Origin of the sequence: Putridiphycobacter roseus, assembly GCF_003234935.1 — a bacterium.
In the GTDB taxonomy this organism is placed as follows: Bacteria; Bacteroidota; Bacteroidia; order Flavobacteriales_D; family Crocinitomicaceae; genus Putridiphycobacter; species Putridiphycobacter roseus.
Map to the genome: position 1 here is coordinate 242,990 of NZ_QKSB01000001.1, position 18,344 is coordinate 261,333.

General features: G+C 33.7%; 15 protein-coding genes. 9 read left to right on the plus strand and 6 right to left on the minus strand.

All coding sequences use genetic code 11. The annotated features are described in order from the left end of the window. Positions 1-86 precede the first annotated feature (86 nt). Together DNU06_RS01060 and DNU06_RS01065 are read right to left on the minus strand one after the other, a co-directional pair. Positions 87-1,712, minus strand: a complete 1,626-nt coding sequence (locus DNU06_RS01060) for an ABC-F family ATP-binding cassette domain-containing protein (protein ID WP_111061354.1) — start codon at positions 1,710-1,712, stop codon at positions 87-89. 70 nt (positions 1,713-1,782) lie between these two features. Further along, a complete protein-coding gene (locus DNU06_RS01065) occupies positions 1,783-4,176 on the minus strand; it encodes a polysaccharide biosynthesis tyrosine autokinase (protein WP_111061355.1) in 2,394 nt (797 codons plus the stop codon). Between the two features lie 190 nt (positions 4,177-4,366). Between DNU06_RS01065 and glyA the strand changes: the two genes are divergently transcribed. Beyond that, on the plus strand, positions 4,367-5,638 hold the full coding sequence (gene glyA / locus DNU06_RS01070) for a serine hydroxymethyltransferase (RefSeq protein ID WP_111061863.1): 1,272 nt from the start codon (positions 4,367-4,369) through the stop codon (positions 5,636-5,638). A gap of 4 nt (positions 5,639-5,642) precedes the next feature. Here glyA and bshC read toward each other — a convergent pair whose 3' ends face one another. From bshC to DNU06_RS01085, 3 genes are read right to left on the minus strand one after another with little or no spacing between them, the layout of a single operon-like run. Continuing rightward, positions 5,643-7,235 carry a bacillithiol biosynthesis cysteine-adding enzyme BshC gene (gene bshC, locus DNU06_RS01075; protein WP_111061356.1) on the minus strand — a complete coding sequence of 531 codons (1,593 nt, stop codon included), beginning with the start codon at positions 7,233-7,235 and terminating at the stop codon, positions 5,643-5,645. Positions 7,236-7,253: 18 nt separating this feature from the next. After that, on the minus strand, positions 7,254-7,514 hold the full coding sequence (locus DNU06_RS18175; RefSeq protein WP_111061357.1) for a DUF2752 domain-containing protein: 261 nt from the start codon (positions 7,512-7,514) through the stop codon (positions 7,254-7,256). Then, complete coding sequence (locus DNU06_RS01085) at positions 7,515-7,865, minus strand: CCC motif membrane protein (RefSeq protein WP_111061864.1); 351 nt, start codon at positions 7,863-7,865, stop codon at positions 7,515-7,517. Between the two features lie 92 nt (positions 7,866-7,957). Between DNU06_RS01085 and DNU06_RS01090 the strand changes: the two genes are divergently transcribed. Further along, positions 7,958-8,389 (plus strand): peptidylprolyl isomerase, encoded by a 432-nt coding sequence (locus tag DNU06_RS01090; RefSeq protein ID WP_111061358.1) that lies wholly within the window; start codon positions 7,958-7,960, stop codon positions 8,387-8,389. Then, a complete protein-coding gene (locus DNU06_RS01095) occupies positions 8,386-8,934 on the plus strand; it encodes a lysophospholipid acyltransferase family protein (protein WP_146239101.1) in 549 nt (182 codons plus the stop codon). The genes DNU06_RS01090 and DNU06_RS01095 overlap by 4 nt, the downstream gene beginning before the upstream one ends. On the opposite strand, the gene DNU06_RS01100 is transcribed toward DNU06_RS01095, so the two are convergent. Further along, positions 8,935-9,555: a hypothetical protein gene (locus DNU06_RS01100; protein WP_111061360.1), complete on the minus strand. Its 621-nt coding sequence runs from the start codon at positions 9,553-9,555 to the stop codon at positions 8,935-8,937. A gap of 133 nt (positions 9,556-9,688) precedes the next feature. On the opposite strand from DNU06_RS01100, the gene DNU06_RS01105 reads away from it, so the two are divergent. From DNU06_RS01105 to DNU06_RS01130, 6 genes are all read left to right on the plus strand, one after another. After that, entirely contained in the window at positions 9,689-10,375 is a 687-nt protein-coding gene (locus tag DNU06_RS01105) for a hypothetical protein (RefSeq protein ID WP_111061361.1), read from the plus strand. Further along, positions 10,372-11,265 carry an alpha/beta hydrolase gene (locus tag DNU06_RS01110; protein WP_111061362.1) on the plus strand — a complete coding sequence of 298 codons (894 nt, stop codon included), beginning with the start codon at positions 10,372-10,374 and terminating at the stop codon, positions 11,263-11,265. Before DNU06_RS01105 ends, DNU06_RS01110 begins: the two co-directional genes overlap by 4 nt. Positions 11,266-11,422: 157 nt before the next feature. Beyond that, positions 11,423-14,239 (plus strand): carbamoyl-phosphate synthase large subunit, encoded by a 2,817-nt coding sequence (gene carB / locus DNU06_RS01115; RefSeq protein ID WP_111061363.1) that lies wholly within the window; start codon positions 11,423-11,425, stop codon positions 14,237-14,239. Positions 14,240-14,311: 72 nt separating this feature from the next. Next, positions 14,312-14,470, plus strand: coding sequence for a hypothetical protein (locus tag DNU06_RS17785; RefSeq protein WP_158526791.1), 159 nt, complete (start codon positions 14,312-14,314; stop codon positions 14,468-14,470). Between the two features lie 3 nt (positions 14,471-14,473). Then, positions 14,474-15,256 (plus strand): FkbM family methyltransferase, encoded by a 783-nt coding sequence (locus DNU06_RS01125; RefSeq protein WP_111061365.1) that lies wholly within the window; start codon positions 14,474-14,476, stop codon positions 15,254-15,256. 1 nt (position 15,257) lies between these two features. Then, on the plus strand, positions 15,258-18,341 hold the full coding sequence (locus tag DNU06_RS01130) for a hypothetical protein (protein WP_111061366.1): 3,084 nt from the start codon (positions 15,258-15,260) through the stop codon (positions 18,339-18,341). Positions 18,342-18,344 lie beyond the last annotated feature (3 nt).

An 18,344-nucleotide genomic window follows, 5' to 3' on the forward strand; every position in this document is an offset into this window, starting at 1 on the left:
CTCCTCCTTATAATATCTACTTTTATGTGTTCTAATTATTAATAATGAACCATTTTACCTCTCAAAAATATTAAATAAACAAAATACTATTTAGCATAAAGGCTTTGCACTTGCTCTTGAATTTTATCATCTTTTAAATAATCATCATAGGAAATCAACTTATCCACATATCCATTTGGCGTCAATTCAATTATTCTATTGGCTACCGTCTGAACAAACTCATGATCATGAGAAGTAAATAGAACAGTACCTGGGAATTTGATTAATGCATTATTAAAAGCCGTAATAGATTCCAAATCTAGGTGATTCGTTGGTTCATCTAACATCAAGACATTCCCTTTTCCTAACATTTGACGAGACAACATACACCTCACTTTTTCACCACCAGATAATACATTTGATTTCTTCAGTGCTTCTTCACCAGAAAATAGCATTTTACCCAAAAAGCCTCTCAAATACACCTCTTCTTTTTCTTCATCTGTTTCCGCATATTGTCTTAACCAATCAATCAAGGATAAATTGGATTCGAAAAATTTAGCATTTTCATTGGGTAAATGTGTCGCCCGAATAGTGGAACCAAATTCGAAAGTCCCTTCATCCGCTTGGTCTGTACCGTTTAAAATATCGAACAGCGCTGTCATAGCCATACTATTTTTAGAAAGAAATGCAATTTTATCACCTTTGGAAACATTAATATTTAATTTATTAAATAAAACCTGTCCATCTACAGACTTGGATAATCCTTCTACATGTAGAATTTGATCTCCTGCTTCTCTTTCTTGTTCAAATATAATTCCTGGATATTTTCTAGAAGAAGGCATGATATCCTCTAATTTCAACTTATCTAACAACTTACGTCTACTCGTTGCTTGTTTAGACTTGGAAGCATTGGCGCTAAACCTTGAAATAAATTCTTGCAATTCTTTTCTTTTATCTTCCATCTTCTTGTTCTGGTCAGACATTTGGCGAGAGGCCAATTGAGAAGAGTGGTACCAAAAGGTATAATTACCAGTAAACAGGTTAATTTTTCCGTAATCGATATCGCAAACATGGGTACAAACGGTATCTAAAAAGTGTCTATCGTGTGATACAACAATTACTAAATTTTTAAAATCTAATAAAAAGTCTTCTAACCAAGAAATAGTATTGATATCTAAATCATTGGTTGGCTCATCCAGTACTAGTATATCAGGATTACCAAAAATTGCTTGACCTAACAACACCCTTACTTTCAATTCACCTGGGATATCTTCCAACAAGGTATAATGCAAATCTTCTGCTATTCCTAAGTTACTTAAAATCGTTGCTGCATCCGTCTCGGCATTCCAACCATCCATTTCGGCAAATTCCGCTTCTAATTCTGAAGCTTTCATGCCATCTGCTTCCGTAAAATCTTCTTTGGCGTAAATAGCTTCTTTTTCTTGAATTATTTTCCACAATTCTTGGTGTCCCATCATTACTGTATTCAATACAGTAAACTCATCAAACTCATGGTGGTTTTGACTAAGCACAGCCATTCTTCGACCTGCTTCAATGGAAATGTGACCTGAATTTGGATCTTGCTCTCCAGTCAACACCTTTAAAAAAGTGGATTTTCCTGCACCATTGGCACCAATGACACCATAGCAATTTCCCGATACAAATTTTAAATTTACATCATCAAATAAAACTTTTTTGCCAAATTGTAAAGAAAGGTTGTTAACAGCTATCATGATTTTTCTACGTTTTTAAGGACGCAAAAATAGTCATTTTTTTTTGGGTGAAAAAATTAAGAGCAGAATACTAATCCTTTTCTACATAATCCGAATAAGTATCTCCATAGCCATACCCATAATTATACCCGTAACTATAGTTGTATTTATAAGAATATTTTGAATAATAATATTGCAATCTAGTCCGTTTAATACCATTTAAGACTAAGCCAACTTCAATATTATCATGCTTACTTAATAAATTCTCAATGGTTCTAATACCTTTTTGCTTGATATATTTTGTATTCATCACCACTAAAAACACATCTAAGTATTTAATTAATTCAATACCGTCATTCAATAAACCAAATGGCGGTGTATCTACAATAATATACTCGTATCTCTTTTCTAATTCGGCAAACAAATCATTCATTTTTGCTTTTAAAACAAGTTCGGATGGATTTGGTGGAATAGGCCCCGCAGTAATTACATCTAAATTGGTTAACATGTTTTTACGGATGACATCATCTAAAACATCTTTACCAATCAAATAACTTGAAACTCCTTTTGTATTCTCAATATCGAATGTCTTGTGCACTTTAGGTTTATGTAAATCAAAATCGACCAGTACTACTTTTTTATCCGACATGGAAAGAATACTTGCAACATTAGTAGAGGTAAAAGTTTTACCTTCTCCAGGGAAGAAAGAAGATACCAAAATCTTTTTCGCGCCTTTTTTATTCCCTAAATCCCCTAAATAATTCAAATTAGTACGCAAAGTCCTAAAGCTTTCTGTTATCTGGTCTTTTGGTCGTTCCGTTACAATTAATTTAGAATCTTTTTGATTTACAAAAGGTAAACCTCCAACAACATTCAAATAACTGGCTTCACTAAGCTCATTTACATTTTGTATTTTTTCGAAAAACAACTTTCTGATTAATGCCACAAACAAGCCAACTAATAAACCTCCTAAAACAAACAGTCTGATGATTTTTTCTTTATCGGGTTTTACAACGCCAAGCTGAGAAGCTGTTTCCACCACCCTTACTTGAGGGATAATACCAGCTCTTGTAATCAATGAGTTTGTTTTCTTTTCTAATAAATACAAATACATTTTATTGTTCACTTCTAGCTCACGAGAAATATTTTCTAAACCTTGCTCCGAAACTGGTATCTTTTTTATCTTATTTCTATTCGAACTAATATAAGAATCCAATGAGGATATTTCTTTAACAACAACACCTTCTAGGTTATTAATATAAATGAGAACATCTTTCTTGAGGCTATTAATTTCCGCTTGATTTTTAATAATATTCGCATTATTATCTAACTGGGACGAACTCTTGCTTTTCAATTCTAATTGCAAGTCATACACCTTTTTGATGGTTTGCGTTAAATAAATATCACTTTTAAGTGCTTCAAAACTAGGCGGCAAAAAGTTTTCTTCATTTAAATTAATGATATAAGACTCCAATGTTCTCAATGCATTTCTCTTGATTTCTAAATTTCTTTTGTCACTAAGACTTGATACATATCTTTCAAAATAATCATCTTCCTCCTTAGGAAGATTTAAGATAGAGTTTTTATTTTTATAGTTTAATATTTCGTTTTCTTTGGCTGTGATAAACAAGTTGATGGTGTCCAATTGTCTTTCAATATTATCAATTGTATTTTGATTTACCTCTAACTGCAATCTTTTGGAATAATCAACATACACAGAAGTCAATGTATCTAGGAATAACTTTCCTCTTACCCCTATCTCATCCAATACATTAATCTCTAAAATACTAGTGTATTCTAGATTTTCAATATCAATCTTACTCCTATACTTATTAATTAACTGATTTCTTGAATGAAAAACAATCTCATACTCCGCATCCGTAATTCTGTCCATAGATTCGGCAGAGTAAGAATAACTTTTCTTTAGTTTGATTTTAAAATCCTCATTAATAAAAACTTCACCGAATGTACCAACGATTGATTTTTCTTCGTTATTTACAACATACTCTATTCTATAAGACTTTTTATCTTGGATAAACACATATACAGGTTGCTCGAATAACATGCCATTAATTACCTCCACGTCTGTAGTAAAAGGCAAAGTATTGTACACTTCTTTTCTTCTCACTCTACCTACCACATAATAAGAAGTACTAATGTTCATTTTATCAATGATTTCACCTATTAAATCTCTAGACCTAATAATTCTCATTTGATTCTGAACATCCATATAAGCACCATACGCACCTAGACCTTGATAGATCTGATCTTGATAATCGTACGTGTCATTTGATTTTAATAACAATTGTACTTTCGCACCATACACATCAGACAATCGATAAGTGTACACGTAACCAATCAATAAGGCTAAAATTGGTGTTAAAATAATAACTCCAAGATTATTACGTATTAATCTCCAAATAAATACCAAATCTTTCGTTTGTATTAATTTTTGTTGATTTTCAATCTTAGAAGGTGTACTCATTCAATGTATTTTAAGGAAACAAAGATAGTTTTTTTTATAAAAAAAGATATAAGAATATTAATATAAGCACAAAATGCATTTTTTAAATTTAAATAAACAACAATTAAGTACAATTTTGTGGATATAAATATTTTATAGATAGGTGTTATTTTTAGGTGTTTTTTTTATCTTTGCCTCAAATTATACAACCATGAACGATCAAACAGTATTTGATTTAATTGAAGCAGAACACCAAAGACAAATAGAAGGAATTGAATTAATTGCTTCAGAAAACTTCACCAGTGAAACTGTCATGAAAGCAACAGGTTCAATTTTGACCAATAAGTATGCTGAGGGACTACCTGGTAGAAGGTATTATGGTGGTTGCGAAGTAGTAGATCAAATTGAACAATTAGCCATTGATCGTTTAAAATCTTTGTTTAATTTAACTTGGGCCAATGTACAACCTCACTCTGGCTCTCAAGCCAATGCTGCGGTAATGCTTGCCTGTTTAAATCCTGGTGATAAAATTATGGGATTTGATTTATCTCATGGGGGACATTTAACACACGGTTCACCAGTAAACTTTTCAGGTAAATTGTATAAAAATGTATTTTACGGTGTTGAAAAAGAAACGGGTAAAATTGATTACACCAAACTAGTAGAAATAGCAAGAAAAGAAAAGCCTAAAATGATCATCTTGGGGGCTTCTGCTTATTCCAGAGATTGGGATTATAAAATAGTAAGAGAAGTGGCCGACGAAATTGGCGCTGTTATTTTAGCGGATATATCACACCCAGCAGGTTTAATTGCTGCCAAATTATTAAACGACCCTTTCGATTATTGTCACATTGTTACTACTACGACACACAAAACATTGAGAGGACCAAGAGGTGGTGTTATCATGATGAGAAATGACTTTGAAAATCCTTGGGGAATAAAAACACCAAAGGGTGAGCTTAGAAAAATGAGCGCACTTCTAGATAGCGGTGTATTTCCTGGTACACAAGGTGGACCATTGGAACATTTAATCGCCGCAAAAGCGGTTGCCTTTGGAGAAGCTTTAAAGCCTGCTTTTAAAACCTACCAAGAACAAGTGATTAAAAACGCTAAAGTGATGGCACAAGGATTAGTCGATCTTGGTTTTGACATCATCTCTGGCGGGACAGACAACCATTCTATGTTGATTGACTTACGTTCCAAAAATATTACCGGAAAAGCAGCAGAAATTGCCTTAGGTAAGGCTGATATTACTGTAAATAAAAACATGGTGCCATTTGACGACAAGTCTCCTTTTGTAACGTCGGGTATTAGAATAGGAACACCTGCAGTCACCACTAGAGGACTTAAAGAAAATGACATTCAAAAAATTGTTGCATTAATCGACCAAGTCATTAACAACCACGAAAACGAAGCGGAATTAGCAAACATTAAAGTAGCTGTAAAATCTTTAATGACTAAATTTCCAATTTACGCTTGGTAATTAATCACACATTAATTACGTGAATTACTGGTTGCTCTATCATTTGATGGAATAAATGCTGTTGTATATCGTGAATGATAGTTTCATTTTGGATGTGCATAAAAATATTATCATATCTTTCTTGAAATCCGCCGTTTGGATAAATACTATTTTTCAAACGGCTAAGTTGTTTTAAGGATTTTTCATGATTTTTCTTTTCTGCCTGCATGAACTTTTTCTCCATTTTATCTAGTTGATTTTCCATTTTTTGAAATTCAGCCTCCACAAAACGTTCCGCATTCGCGTCGATAGACATGGCTTTTGCCATCAACTTTTCTTTAAGACTAACCAAGTCTTCTTTTTCACTCGCCAAACTTAAAACATCACCTTGGTTTTTAAGCATGTAATCTTTTAACAAATCATCCAATGGCATCTTTAATTCCATGAGTGAATAACCAAACTCATTCATAGTATCGACTAGCTTTTCATTCATCAACAACACAGAATCCCTCACTTTTAGCAATGGAAAATCTACCTCGAATCCTTCAAAACTAGATTTTAATTGCAACCAATATGCAATTTCACCACCACCGCCTACATATACCAAATTTGGCAATACAGTTTCCTGATAAACCGGTCTTAATAGTGCATTGGGAGAAAACCTTTCAGGAGCGAGCTTAATCTCCTCTAATAATTCATCTTCGGTTAATTTCTTTGTACCTATTGTAAAGTCATCTTCCTCTCTTTCGATTCTATCTCGCACTCCATTGGGTTGAATGTAGAACAAATTACATGGTCGCACAAAAACCTGTTGGTGATAATCATTTTGTGAAAGGTATTCATTTGTTTCATTCACAGCATTTAATATCACACTGGAAGTAACTTCTGTCGAAAAAATGGAAACAGCTTCTTTTTTTAATGCTTGGTCATCTCCATCAATAATCACCAAACCATAGTCACCAAAGAATTCATTAATTAGCATTCTATTAGATGCGCCTAAGGTATTCGCTTTTTGATACGCGGATAAATATTGTTGTACCTTCCCTTTCAATTGTTCATCCCCAAATTTAGCGAAAACCTCATCAACAAAGGCATCCATCCCTTTGGTTTCCAATCTTCCAACAATACTCCCTTTTTCGTTTGCATGATTCCATTCTACCTTATTACCAAACAAATGAAGATGATTAATTTCATCAAAATCATGGTCTTCCGTTGCCATCCAAAAAACAGGTACCATATGTATATCCTCCTGCTGACTATTGACTTTCTTTGCCCAGTTAATTACTTCTAAAATTTTATAAATCGTATACAAAGGTCCAGTACCTAAATTTAATTGATGCCCGGTAGTAACGGTAAACGTATTTTCATCTGTAATACGATCTATATTGTTTTTTGTCTCAATAGAAAGATTAAGTGTTTCATTTTGACGCTGCAACACATTTTGCAAAGTAATTCTTGCTTCTTGTGAAAATTGTCGGTTTTTTGCAGCCTGGATAAGGTTTTCTTCAGAAAAAAAGTGGTTCACTAAAGGTTTTATAGTGGACTTTTCTGCTATTAAATCACGAATTAGAGGCGAAGAAAATTCGAGTTCAGCGAAAGAATACATTGGTTTTATCATGTGACAAAATTAATTCTTTTAAATGAAATTTAGCACAAAATTTAAAATCATCAGAGCAACAACAATAGAAAATAGAATTACAATGATACTGGCACCTTTTTGAAACTTAAACTTCAAATGTAGCAAGGTAAAAACACCAAGTATAATCAAAGGAATTGCTGCAGGAAACAGCTGAATACTCTGTAAGATTTCTCCTTTAAACAACAAGTGAATAGCACGCTGAAAACCACACCCAAAGCAGGTTACGCCAAAATGCTCTTTAAAACTACAAGCAATCAATTATCTTAAAAATGAATTGTAATAAGTAGCATTTGAAGCCAGAAATAAGATAACACCAATGAGGTATATAAAAAATAAAGCAGATAAAGAAACTCCAATAATAGCACAAACTTTTCCTGCTTTTGAATTCTTATAAGAAACTTCATATGCCGTTGGATTTGTCAAATACATTTCCTTATCTTTTTTTGATAATACCAACGCAATGATTCCTAATATTAGTCCTACCACCCCATACGCTATACAAGTGACTATTGATAAAATACCGAGAACCAAAACTGCAGTTGCGTTAGGTAAAGCTTTTGGTGCATTACTTTGAGATTCTAAAGAGTCAATGCTATCTAATTCATCCATGGTGTTAAATTTAGAAAACAATGATAGCAATATTATTACAATTTGCATAAAGCCTAGCCGATAAAAAATCATTAACCTTGTAAAAAAAAAATATGAAAGCAATAATACACACCAGCAAGGGAAAAATGGAGGCTGAACTTTACGCTAAGGAAACGCCAAAAACAGTAGATAATTTTGTCAAATTAGCAAAAAGTGGCTTTTACAATGGACTTACTTTTCACAGGGTACTTAACGACTTTGTAATACAAGGAGGCTGCCCAAAAGGAGACGGTACTGGTGGACCAGGATATACAATCGATTGTGAAGTAGACGCAGAGAAACAATTCCATGATAGAGGGGTGCTTTCTATGGCTCATGCAGGTAGAAATACTGGTGGTTCGCAATTTTTTGTTTGCCACAGTAGAACAAACACCTCTCACCTAGATGGTAACCATACTTGTTTTGGTAAAGTAATTGAAGGTGTTGACACCATTGATGAAATCAGAGAAGGTGATTTAATTGAAAAAATAGAGATTGTTGCGTGAAACAATTCATAGGCAAACTAATGATTAAAGCAATGGGGTGGGACATCCACCCCGAATTGCCACCAGAAATAAACAAATGTGTCCTCGTCATGGCACCCCACACGTCCAATTGGGACTTTTTTATTGGCCATATGGCATTTTGGGGCATCTTTAAAGTAGACGTTAAATTCCTAATTAAGAAAGAACTTTACATTCCCCCTTTTAGTTGGTTCTTAAATTGGATGGGAGGAATTCCGGTCGATAGAAAACAAAAAACAAACTTAACCGAAAAATTAAAAACACAATTCGACAACAGTAAACAATTAACATTAGTTGTTTCACCCGAAGGCACTCGGTCGTATAGTAAAAAATGGAAAAAAGGATTTTACTATATTGCCCAAGCAGCAAATGTTCCTATTGTCCTTGGATTTATAGACTACGCAACAAAAACGGGTGGAATTATTCAAGTTTTTAAACCCACAAATAACATTGAAGCAGACATTGCTACGATAAAAGAAATTTATAAAAATTATTCTGGGAAATATCCAGAAAACGGCATCAAATAACTAAAACTGATCCGCTATATATTGATGGATTTTCTCAATCAATAATTCATCTTCCACCAAACCATGAATGGTAAGGTCATTTTCAATAATGTTCAACTTTTCAAATAAAGCAACTGTCGATTGATGATTAGTTAAAGTAGGATCTTTATTAATTAAAACCTTTTGAATAACACTTAATTCATCTGAAACATCATGATTGTGTGTCTCTAAAAAATGATTCAACACAAATACCTTCTCCTTTTCGACATAAGTGCCTTGTAACAACTTTTCCACAAAATTGTATAACACCTTCTCTTCAAAATTGATATGAGTAGTTAATTCATTATAATAGTTTACCACAAAAGATTTTAGGGTTAAGGTCGTATCATTGATACCAAATTCTTTTTGCACCTCTTTGACTAAGGATTCAATTTGTGGAAACCAAACATTCAAATATTCAGAGTGACTTTTCTTTAAATATTCTAACACCTCTTCCAAGGAAAATTGCTCAAAAGATTTAATGTCAAAATTTTCTGGATTTATAATTCCAGCGTACAATTCTTCAAAAAATTCTGGACTTAATCTATCCAAAGACTTAAACCTTAACTTTACTATATTTTTATAATCTTCACTCAAATACATGCTACAAAAATAAGAAAGTTTCCACTAACCATCCCTATAAATAATTACAATATTTAAATTCAATAATCAATTTATTTTCTCTGCTTATTATTAATAAATTTAATGTAAATTTAAAGCATAACACCAATATAAAATGAAAGACAATAAACTAATCCCTCTAGGCCTTTTATTCTTTTTGTTTAGTTGCGGGCCTGCCAAGTTTGTGGAGCCTATTCCAGCCAAGCAATTAAGTGTCGGCGCTCACTTTGGCGGTCCCTTACTCAATTTAGGAGTACCTATCCCCATCCCATTGTCAGCAATAGAAATTGGATATGGCATAGACAGTAACACAACTGCTTTTACTAGCTTACATACCACAGCTATACTATATGGAAATATTCAGATAGACGGTGGTGTCACATACAAATTCATGCAGCAGAAAAAATACATCCCTAACTTATCAGTAACCCCTGCATTCAATTTTATTTATAGTGTTTCTGAAAATACAGCAAAATTTTGGCCAGTCTTAGACTTAAACGCTTACTGGAATTATGGAAAAAGGAAAAACTATTTCTACTTAGGGATTAATAATTATTTTGAATTAAGCAAAACAATGGCCAACAATCAAGCACAAGCACATCATTGGCTTATAAACCCACAAATAGGCCATGTATTAAAAGGAAAAAAAGGGAAAAGTCAACTTTCAATTGAGCTAAAATGGCTTGGTCCTAACCTAGACAATTCTTATGATTTTATACCTTATAGTACCTCCCTTTTTGGCAAAAACGGTGCATCAGGAGTCTTTATTGGCTATAGATATTTACTAAACTTTAAAAAATGAACCTAAAAAAAAATCTCCCCATATTAATCCTACTTTTTTTTGCCAGTTGTAAAAAACTAACGGTAGACCAGTTAGCCTTCCCTAGTTCTACGACAGAAAAATACGAACTCGAAAACTATGACGCAGGGGAGCAAAGTGTTCCTGCAGCATACGACATCCCCGTTTCAAACAGAACCATTTTAACCTTCACTTCCATAGACAAGTCTACAGGTGAAACATACAAAATATACGGTCTATACATTGGTAACATCAATACTATTGCGCAAGACACCATCCTATTATATTGTCACGGACAATCTTTAAACATGGATATTTATTACCCAAGAACAAGGCTACTCGCACATTTAAACGAAACAGTAAATCGGGGTGTATTAATGTTTGACTTTAGAGGTTATGGCATGTCAGAAGGAACACCAGATGAGGCTGGCTTGGCAGAAGATATGGATGCAGCTATTAATTGGCTAATAGCTAAAAACGCTAATCCATCTAATGTCATTTATTATGGTTACAGCTTAGGTTGCATCCCTGTAATTGATCGCGCAGCCTACAGAACAGATTTTCAACCTAAAAAAATAATCTTAGAATCCCCCTTAGCCTCAGTCGAAAACCTAGCAAACTCATCTACAATAATCAACCTTCATCCAGCATTTATCAGTAATTTAAGATTTAACAACGCAGAAAAAATAAAAGATGTGAAAGTACCTTTACTTTGGATTCATGGTGTTGAAGATGATTACATAGCGATAGAAAACGGAGAGTTAGTTTACCAAAACCACCAAGGCACCTATAAAAAAGCCATTCGCGTAGAAAACGCTAAACACGGGGATATTCCAAAAATTATGGGCTACACAACCTACCTGGAAGCAATCCATAACTTCCTCTTAAATTAGCAAGTAGTCGGCATATAACACCTAACCACATTAGGTACTTTCTATTCAATATGAGTACATTCAAAAATTGTTTAAAAGTATCCATGTTTTGTGAACAAGTCTTAAATAATTTCTACCTAAATTTGTGGCAATTTGAAAAAAAGTAAACTCCCAAATTATGCCAAGAGATAATAGCCTCAAATCGATTTTAATTATAGGAAGCGGACCAATAGTAATTGGACAAGCTTGTGAATTTGATTATTCAGGATCACAAGCAGCAAGATCCTTAAGAGAAGAAGGAATTGAAGTAACTTTAATCAACAGTAATCCAGCGACGATTATGACAGATAGCGTGGTTGCTGATAACATTTATTTGGAACCACTAGAACCTGCTTCCATTGAAAAAATATTAAAGGAACATAAAATAGATGCTGTACTCCCTACTATGGGTGGCCAAACAGCACTAAACCTAGCGATTAAATGTGATGAATTAGGATTATGGGAAGAATATGGCGTGAAAATTATTGGCGTAGATATTGCAGCCATTGAGATTACAGAAAACCGTGAAGCCTTTAAAAATTTAATGACGGAAATAGGTATTGGTATGGCACCACAAACTACCGCAAAATCATTTTTAGAAGGTAAAAAAGTTGCCCAAGAATATGGCTTCCCATTATGTATTAGAGCATCCTATACTTTAGGAGGTACAGGAGCCGCAGTAGTATACGACGAGGCTGACTTTGAAAAACACCTGACATCTGGCTTACACAAATCTCCTATCCACGAGGTAATGATTGATAAAGCTTTATTGGGATGGAAAGAGTACGAGTTAGAATTATTGAGAGATAATAATGACAATGTGGTAATTATTTGTTCTATTGAGAATTTTGATCCTATGGGAGTTCATACAGGAGATTCTATTACAGTAGCACCAGCCATGACCTTGTCAGATACAACCTTTCAAAAAATGAGAAATATGGCCATCAAAATGATGCGTGCCATTGGTAACTTTGCTGGCGGATGTAATGTTCAGTTTTCAGTAAGTAATGATGAAAAAGAAGAAATCATTGCCATAGAAATTAACCCTAGGGTTTCTCGTTCTTCGGCATTAGCTTCAAAAGCGACTGGATACCCAATTGCCAAAATCGCTGCCAAATTAGCGATTGGATATAACTTAGACGAATTAAAAAATCAGATTACAAAAACAACTTCGGCGCTATTTGAACCTACATTGGATTATGTAATTGTAAAAATACCGCGTTGGAATTTCTCTAAATTCCCTGGAGCAGATGATAAATTAGGCCTCCAAATGAAATCAGTTGGAGAGGTAATGGGGATTGGTAGAACATTCCAAGAAGCACTGCAAAAAGCTTGTCAATCACTTGAAATCGGAAGAAACGGATTGGGAGCAGATGGTAAAGAAATAACCGATCAAAATAAAATCTTAAATAGTTTAGAATTCCCAAGTTGGGATCGTTTATTTCACATTTACGACGCCATTAAATTAGGTATACCATTTAAAACAATTAAAGAAAAGACAAAGATTGACAATTGGTTCTTAAGACAAATTGAAGAGATGATTAATCTTGAAAAAGACATCAGTAAATTTTCAATTGAAAATATCAACAGAGATATTTTATTTGAAGCCAAACAAAAAGGCTATGCGGATAGACAAATTGCACATCTATTAAGATGTCTTGAATCTGAAGTATATAAAAAGAGAGAAGAATTTAACATCAATAGAGTATATAAAATAGTAGATACTTGTGCTGCCGAATTCCCAGCACAAACACCATACTACTACTCTACCTTTGAATTAGAAAATGAATCTGTTGTATCTGACAAAAAGAAAATTGTTGTCCTAGGTTCTGGTCCAAACAGAATTGGACAAGGAATTGAATTTGATTATTCATGTGTCCACGGTGTTTTAGCCGCAAAAGAATGCGGTTATGAAACCATTATGATTAATTGTAATCCTGAAACAGTTTCAACTGATTTTGATACGGCGGATAAACTATATTTTGAACCGGTATTTTGGGAACATATTTATGACATTATCCGACATGAAAAACCAGAAGGTGTTATTGTGCAATTGGGCGGACAAACAGCCTTAAAATTGGCAGAAAAACTAGAGCGATATGGCATTAAAATTATGGGGACTTCATTTGATGCCCTTGATTTAGCGGAAGACCGTGGTCGTTTCTCTGCGTTATTAGAAAAGAATAATATCCCATTTCCAAAATATGGCGTAGTAGAAAGCGCGGAACAAGCGCTAGAATTAGCCAAAGATTTAGGCTATCCCTTATTAGTAAGACCTTCTTACGTATTAGGTGGACAGAAAATGAAGATTGTACTTAGCGACGTAGAATTGGAGCATCATGTAGTGGACATTTTACATGAATTACCAGACAATCAAATATTATTAGATCACTTTTTGGGCGGTGCCATAGAAGCAGAAGCTGATGCAATTTGTGATGGTGAAAATGTAAAAATAATCGGTGTGATGCAACACATTGAACCTGCAGGAATACATTCCGGTGACTCTTATGCAGTATTGCCACCCTATAATTTAGGAGATTTCGTAATGGCACAAATTGAAGACATCACCAAAAAAATTGCCGTAGAACTACAAACAGTAGGTTTAATGAATATTCAGTTTGCCATAAAAGATGACATTGTGTATGTTATTGAAGCAAATCCAAGAGCATCTAGAACAGTTCCTTTTATTGCGAAAGCATACAAAGAGCCTTACGTAAATTACGCAACTAAAGTAATGTTAGGACACAATAAAGTAACTGATTTTGACTTTAAACCACACTTAGATGGATATGCGGTGAAAATCCCAGTATTCTCCTTCGATAAATTCCCGAATGTTAATAAAGAATTAGGACCTGAAATGAAATCTACAGGTGAAGCTATCCGTTTTATCAAGAGTTTAAAAGATCCTTTTTTCCAAGAAATTTATAGCGAAAGAAATTTATACTTGAGCAAATAATTTGTGATTGGAATACGGCAAATATTAGTCATTATTGGTGTCATTGTTATCTTTCGTTTAATAGGAAAGGTAATGATGGTTCGTCGTAATGTACAAGAAGATAAAAATGTAAAGGCTAACGCATCAAATACTAAGTCCAGCTTTGAAAATGTCGGAAAGACCAGCATTCACAAAGTGGATAAAAATAAAATTCGTGAATCGGAATATACTGATTTTGAAGAACTAGATTAAAGGATGAAAGCAATTCGAAAACTATTAGTGAAATTATTAGGCATTAAAGGCTACTTACAATTAATCAGTAGCATTTATTTAAAAATGATTTCCTTAGGGTTTTTTAAAAAGAAATATGCCGAACTCCATTTTATTCAAAATGTGATAAAACCGAATGATGTGGTGATTGACATTGGTGCTAATTTGGGCTATTACTCCTATTTTATGGCCAAGTCTATTCAAGAAAATGGTAAACTTTTAGCTATTGAGCCCATTCCTTTATTTGCAGATGTTTGGAAAAAGAACATGAGAAAGTACCAAGCCAATAAAAACATTAAGTTATTCAATGTTGCCTTGGGAAGCAAAGCACAAACCGCAGTAAAAATGTCTATTCCAATCGTCAATGGAATTGTACGTCACGGGTTAACGAAGGTAGACAATCATAATGTAGACCAAGCGGCGTTAAGTTTTGATGTACCCATGATGGTGGGCGACGAATTATTGGCGTCAGAAAAAGTAGACCAAATCAATTATATAAAATGTGATGTAGAAGGCTATGAGCAATTTGTTATGCCATCCTTAAAAAATCATATCGAAAATTATAAGCCACTTATTCAAATTGAATTAAACGGTAAAGAAAATCGAGAAGCAGTGGTGAAACTTTTACTATCTCTTGATTATCAAATACACATCCTTGATTTTAACAAATTAAAAGGGATTGAACCAGAAGAAATTCATACATTTAACCAAGATTTTTACTTTATTCACCCTTCTAAAAAAGAAGCATACTCTAAATTAACTGTTTAATATGATGAATATTAAAGCCAAAATTTTACAGAAAAAAAACCTGTGGCATGTAGGCGCAATTGCCTTATTTTTAATAATTTCAATGGTATACATGAGCCCCGCATTAGAGGGTTATACTATTAAACAAGCAGATGTTACCAACTTTACCGGCATGTCTCGTGAAATCACAGATTACAGAGATAATGATAAAGAACAAGTGCTTTGGACTAATGCCATGTTTTCTGGTATGCCGTCGACGCAAATTTCCATGATTTACGAAGGCAGTTGGTTTACAAAAAGTGTTTCTAAATTATTTCGCTTTTTAATCCCTTTCCCTATTGGCTTTTTATTTCTATACTTTTTTGGTTTCTATATATTAGGACTAAGTTTAAAAATTAAACCACTCGTTAGTATACTAGGCTCTATTGCATTTGGACTGTCCTCTTACTTCATCATTATAATGGAAGCAGGACACAACTCTAAAGCTGCAGCCATTAGTTTTGCCCCATTGATGTTGGCCGGTTTTATTCTCACCTATCGCTCAAAAAACTATATTTTAAGTGCCGCTTTTGCTGCCATAACTTTAATGGTTGAATTAACCGCGAATCACATTCAAATTACTTACTACATGGCATTTATTATGCTATTCTTAGGTGTAGTAGAATTGATTAAAAGTATCAAACAAAAAAACTTAATCAATTTTGCTAAAAGAACTGGCTTGTTATTATTTGGCTATGTATTAGCGATAATGATTAATTATGGTAACATCTTCGGTACCCTTGAATATGCCAAGCAAACCATTCGTGGCGGTTCTGAATTGACCCAAAGTTTAGATGGCAATACCACAGATAAAGTTAACCAAGCTGGATTAGATAAAGCATATGTTACTAATTGGAGTTACGGCATTGATGAAACTTTTACTTTTTTAGTCCCCAATTATAAAGGTGGGGTGTCGCAGGCAATGGGACAAAATGAAGCTTTAAAAGATATTATTCGCGAAGCACCTAGCAACTATAGAAGTAACATTGCGCAAAGTAGCCAATATTGGGGAGAGCAACCCTTTACTTCTGGACCAGTATATATTGGCATTATTGTGATTTTATTAGCTGCTTTGGCATTATACTATGTAAAAGATCGCTATAAATGGGCACTCTTAGTGGCAACATTATTGACCATTGCATTAAGTTGGGGTAAAAATTATGTATCTGCACTTATTCTTATTCCAATTCTGCTGTATTTAGTAAACTTATTTATAGATGGTAAAAAACAATTGGTATTTAACCTTGCTAATTCCTTATTACTAATTGTAATAATAATGGGTGGATTTAGTTTTACGGATAGTAGCTTAACCGATCTGTTTCTAACCTATTTACCTGGTTATAATAAATTAAGAGCGGTGACAATAATACTCGTCGTAGCCGAACTATGTATCCCCTTATTGGGAATTTTATTCTTAAATAAATTAGTCAGCAAGAAAGAAGAGATTATAGCAGATATTAAACCTTTATTTTATATTTCTGGTGGTCTTTTATTATTATTAATTGGTTTCTATGTGATGCCCGCTACTTTTAACCACTTTATAAGTGGTCAAGAGCTAAGTATGTTGGACAACATTAAGGATCCCAATCAAATTCCACAATACGAAGCATTTTTTGATGCTTTAAGCGAAACAAGAACCGAAATATTTAAATCAGATGTTGGTCGCTCTATAGGATTTCTTTTGGCTGGAATTATTGCTTTAATTGCTTTTGTAAAACTTAACCTCTCTAAATATTTATTGGTTGGCTTTTTAATATTGATGGTTTTCGCTGATTTATTTACTGTGGATAGAAGGTATCTATCTACGGAGTCAAAAGGAAAGAACTATGAACAATGGATTGAAAAATTTAAACAAGTTTATCCATTTAAAGCTGGAGAAGGAGAATTGGCCATTTTAAATAATGAATTGTCATTACACCCGGAAATTAAAAGTAAAATTGATGCAGCCCTTAACGACTTAAATAAAGAGTTAAAAGCCAAAGATGCTTCCAATTTAGAAAAACAAAGAAGAAGTGATTTTACCACTTTCAGAACATTAAATAGAAATACCAACTTTAGAGTATTTGAGGTTGGCAATGCGTTCAACAGTTCTTATATAGGTTACTTTAACAAATCAATTGGTGGTTACCATGGTGCTAAACTTAGTCGATACCAAGACTTAATTGAGTTTCACTTGTCCCAAAACAACCAGGCGGTAATTGACATGTTAAACACAAAATATTATCTACAACCGGAAAGAGACCGAAAAGGTAATATTGCCAATTCTAAATTGGTAAAAGTAAACAATGGTGCTATGGGTAATGCGTGGTTGGCAAAAAAGATTCAATTTGTTGAAAACGCCGATCAAGAAATTAACGCCATGTCCTCTAAAGCAGCTTTTGAAATGGAAAACAAAAATTTAACCACTGTTTTAATTAATAACCAACCTTTCCATAATGGTGTAGTAGCACCAAATCAAACTGTAGCTATATTGGCACTAAATGGCAAGGACACAATACCTGTAGAGGTACCTTTTCAATCTATTCAAGACCAAGATATAGCTTTAATCATTGATTCTACTGGGTTAAATTGGGTATATGATGCAACACCCGATTCTGTGGTAACAAAAGTATTTTCCATTGGAAAAAGTGCTAATAGTGGCTGGAACCCAAGAGAAACTACTTTAGTCGACAAACGTTTCAAAGGAGACAATCTTGTAAATAAAGAATCGTATACGGGTAAAGGCACTATTGAAATGGAAAGTTATCACCCCGACAAATTAGTTTATAAATCAAGTACCACGGAACCTCAACTAGCTGTATTCTCCGAAATATATTACCAAGATGGATGGGTAGCTTATGTGAATGATGTAGAGACGCCAGTAGTACGTGTAAACTATGTATTAAGAGCGATTAATATTCCTGCTGGTGAAAATGAAATTGTTTTTGAATTTCATTCTCCATCTTACGAGCGCGCGGGTATCATAGCTAACATTGGTAATATTGGTATTATTTTGTTTATGATAATTGCTTTATTTTTAACTGTAAAAAATAAGGAGCAAAAAGCAGATACAACTATTAATGAATAATAC

What these genes read in the sequence shown, in the direction of transcription:
- DNU06_RS01100 (WP_111061360.1), bottom strand. Translation starts at nt 9,555, where the DNA reads ATGTATTTGAGTGAAGATTATAAAAATATAGTAAAGTTAAGGTTTAAG.
- DNU06_RS01090 (WP_111061358.1), top strand. Translation starts at nt 7,958, where the DNA reads ATGAAAGCAATAATACACACCAGCAAGGGAAAAATGGAGGCTGAACTT.
- DNU06_RS17785 (WP_158526791.1), top strand. Translation starts at nt 14,312, where the DNA reads ATGATGGTTCGTCGTAATGTACAAGAAGATAAAAATGTAAAGGCTAAC.
- carB (WP_111061363.1), top strand. Translation starts at nt 11,423, where the DNA reads ATGCCAAGAGATAATAGCCTCAAATCGATTTTAATTATAGGAAGCGGA.
- DNU06_RS01065 (WP_111061355.1), bottom strand. Translation starts at nt 4,176, where the DNA reads ATGAGTACACCTTCTAAGATTGAAAATCAACAAAAATTAATACAAACG.
- DNU06_RS01125 (WP_111061365.1), top strand. Translation starts at nt 14,474, where the DNA reads ATGAAAGCAATTCGAAAACTATTAGTGAAATTATTAGGCATTAAAGGC.
- bshC (WP_111061356.1), bottom strand. Translation starts at nt 7,235, where the DNA reads ATGATAAAACCAATGTATTCTTTCGCTGAACTCGAATTTTCTTCGCCT.
- DNU06_RS01110 (WP_111061362.1), top strand. Translation starts at nt 10,372, where the DNA reads ATGAACCTAAAAAAAAATCTCCCCATATTAATCCTACTTTTTTTTGCC.
- DNU06_RS01130 (WP_111061366.1), top strand. Translation starts at nt 15,258, where the DNA reads ATGATGAATATTAAAGCCAAAATTTTACAGAAAAAAAACCTGTGGCAT.
- DNU06_RS01085 (WP_111061864.1), bottom strand. Translation starts at nt 7,865, where the DNA reads ATGGATGAATTAGATAGCATTGACTCTTTAGAATCTCAAAGTAATGCA.
- glyA (WP_111061863.1), top strand. Translation starts at nt 4,367, where the DNA reads ATGAACGATCAAACAGTATTTGATTTAATTGAAGCAGAACACCAAAGA.
- DNU06_RS01105 (WP_111061361.1), top strand. Translation starts at nt 9,689, where the DNA reads ATGAAAGACAATAAACTAATCCCTCTAGGCCTTTTATTCTTTTTGTTT.
- DNU06_RS01060 (WP_111061354.1), bottom strand. Translation starts at nt 1,712, where the DNA reads ATGATAGCTGTTAACAACCTTTCTTTACAATTTGGCAAAAAAGTTTTA.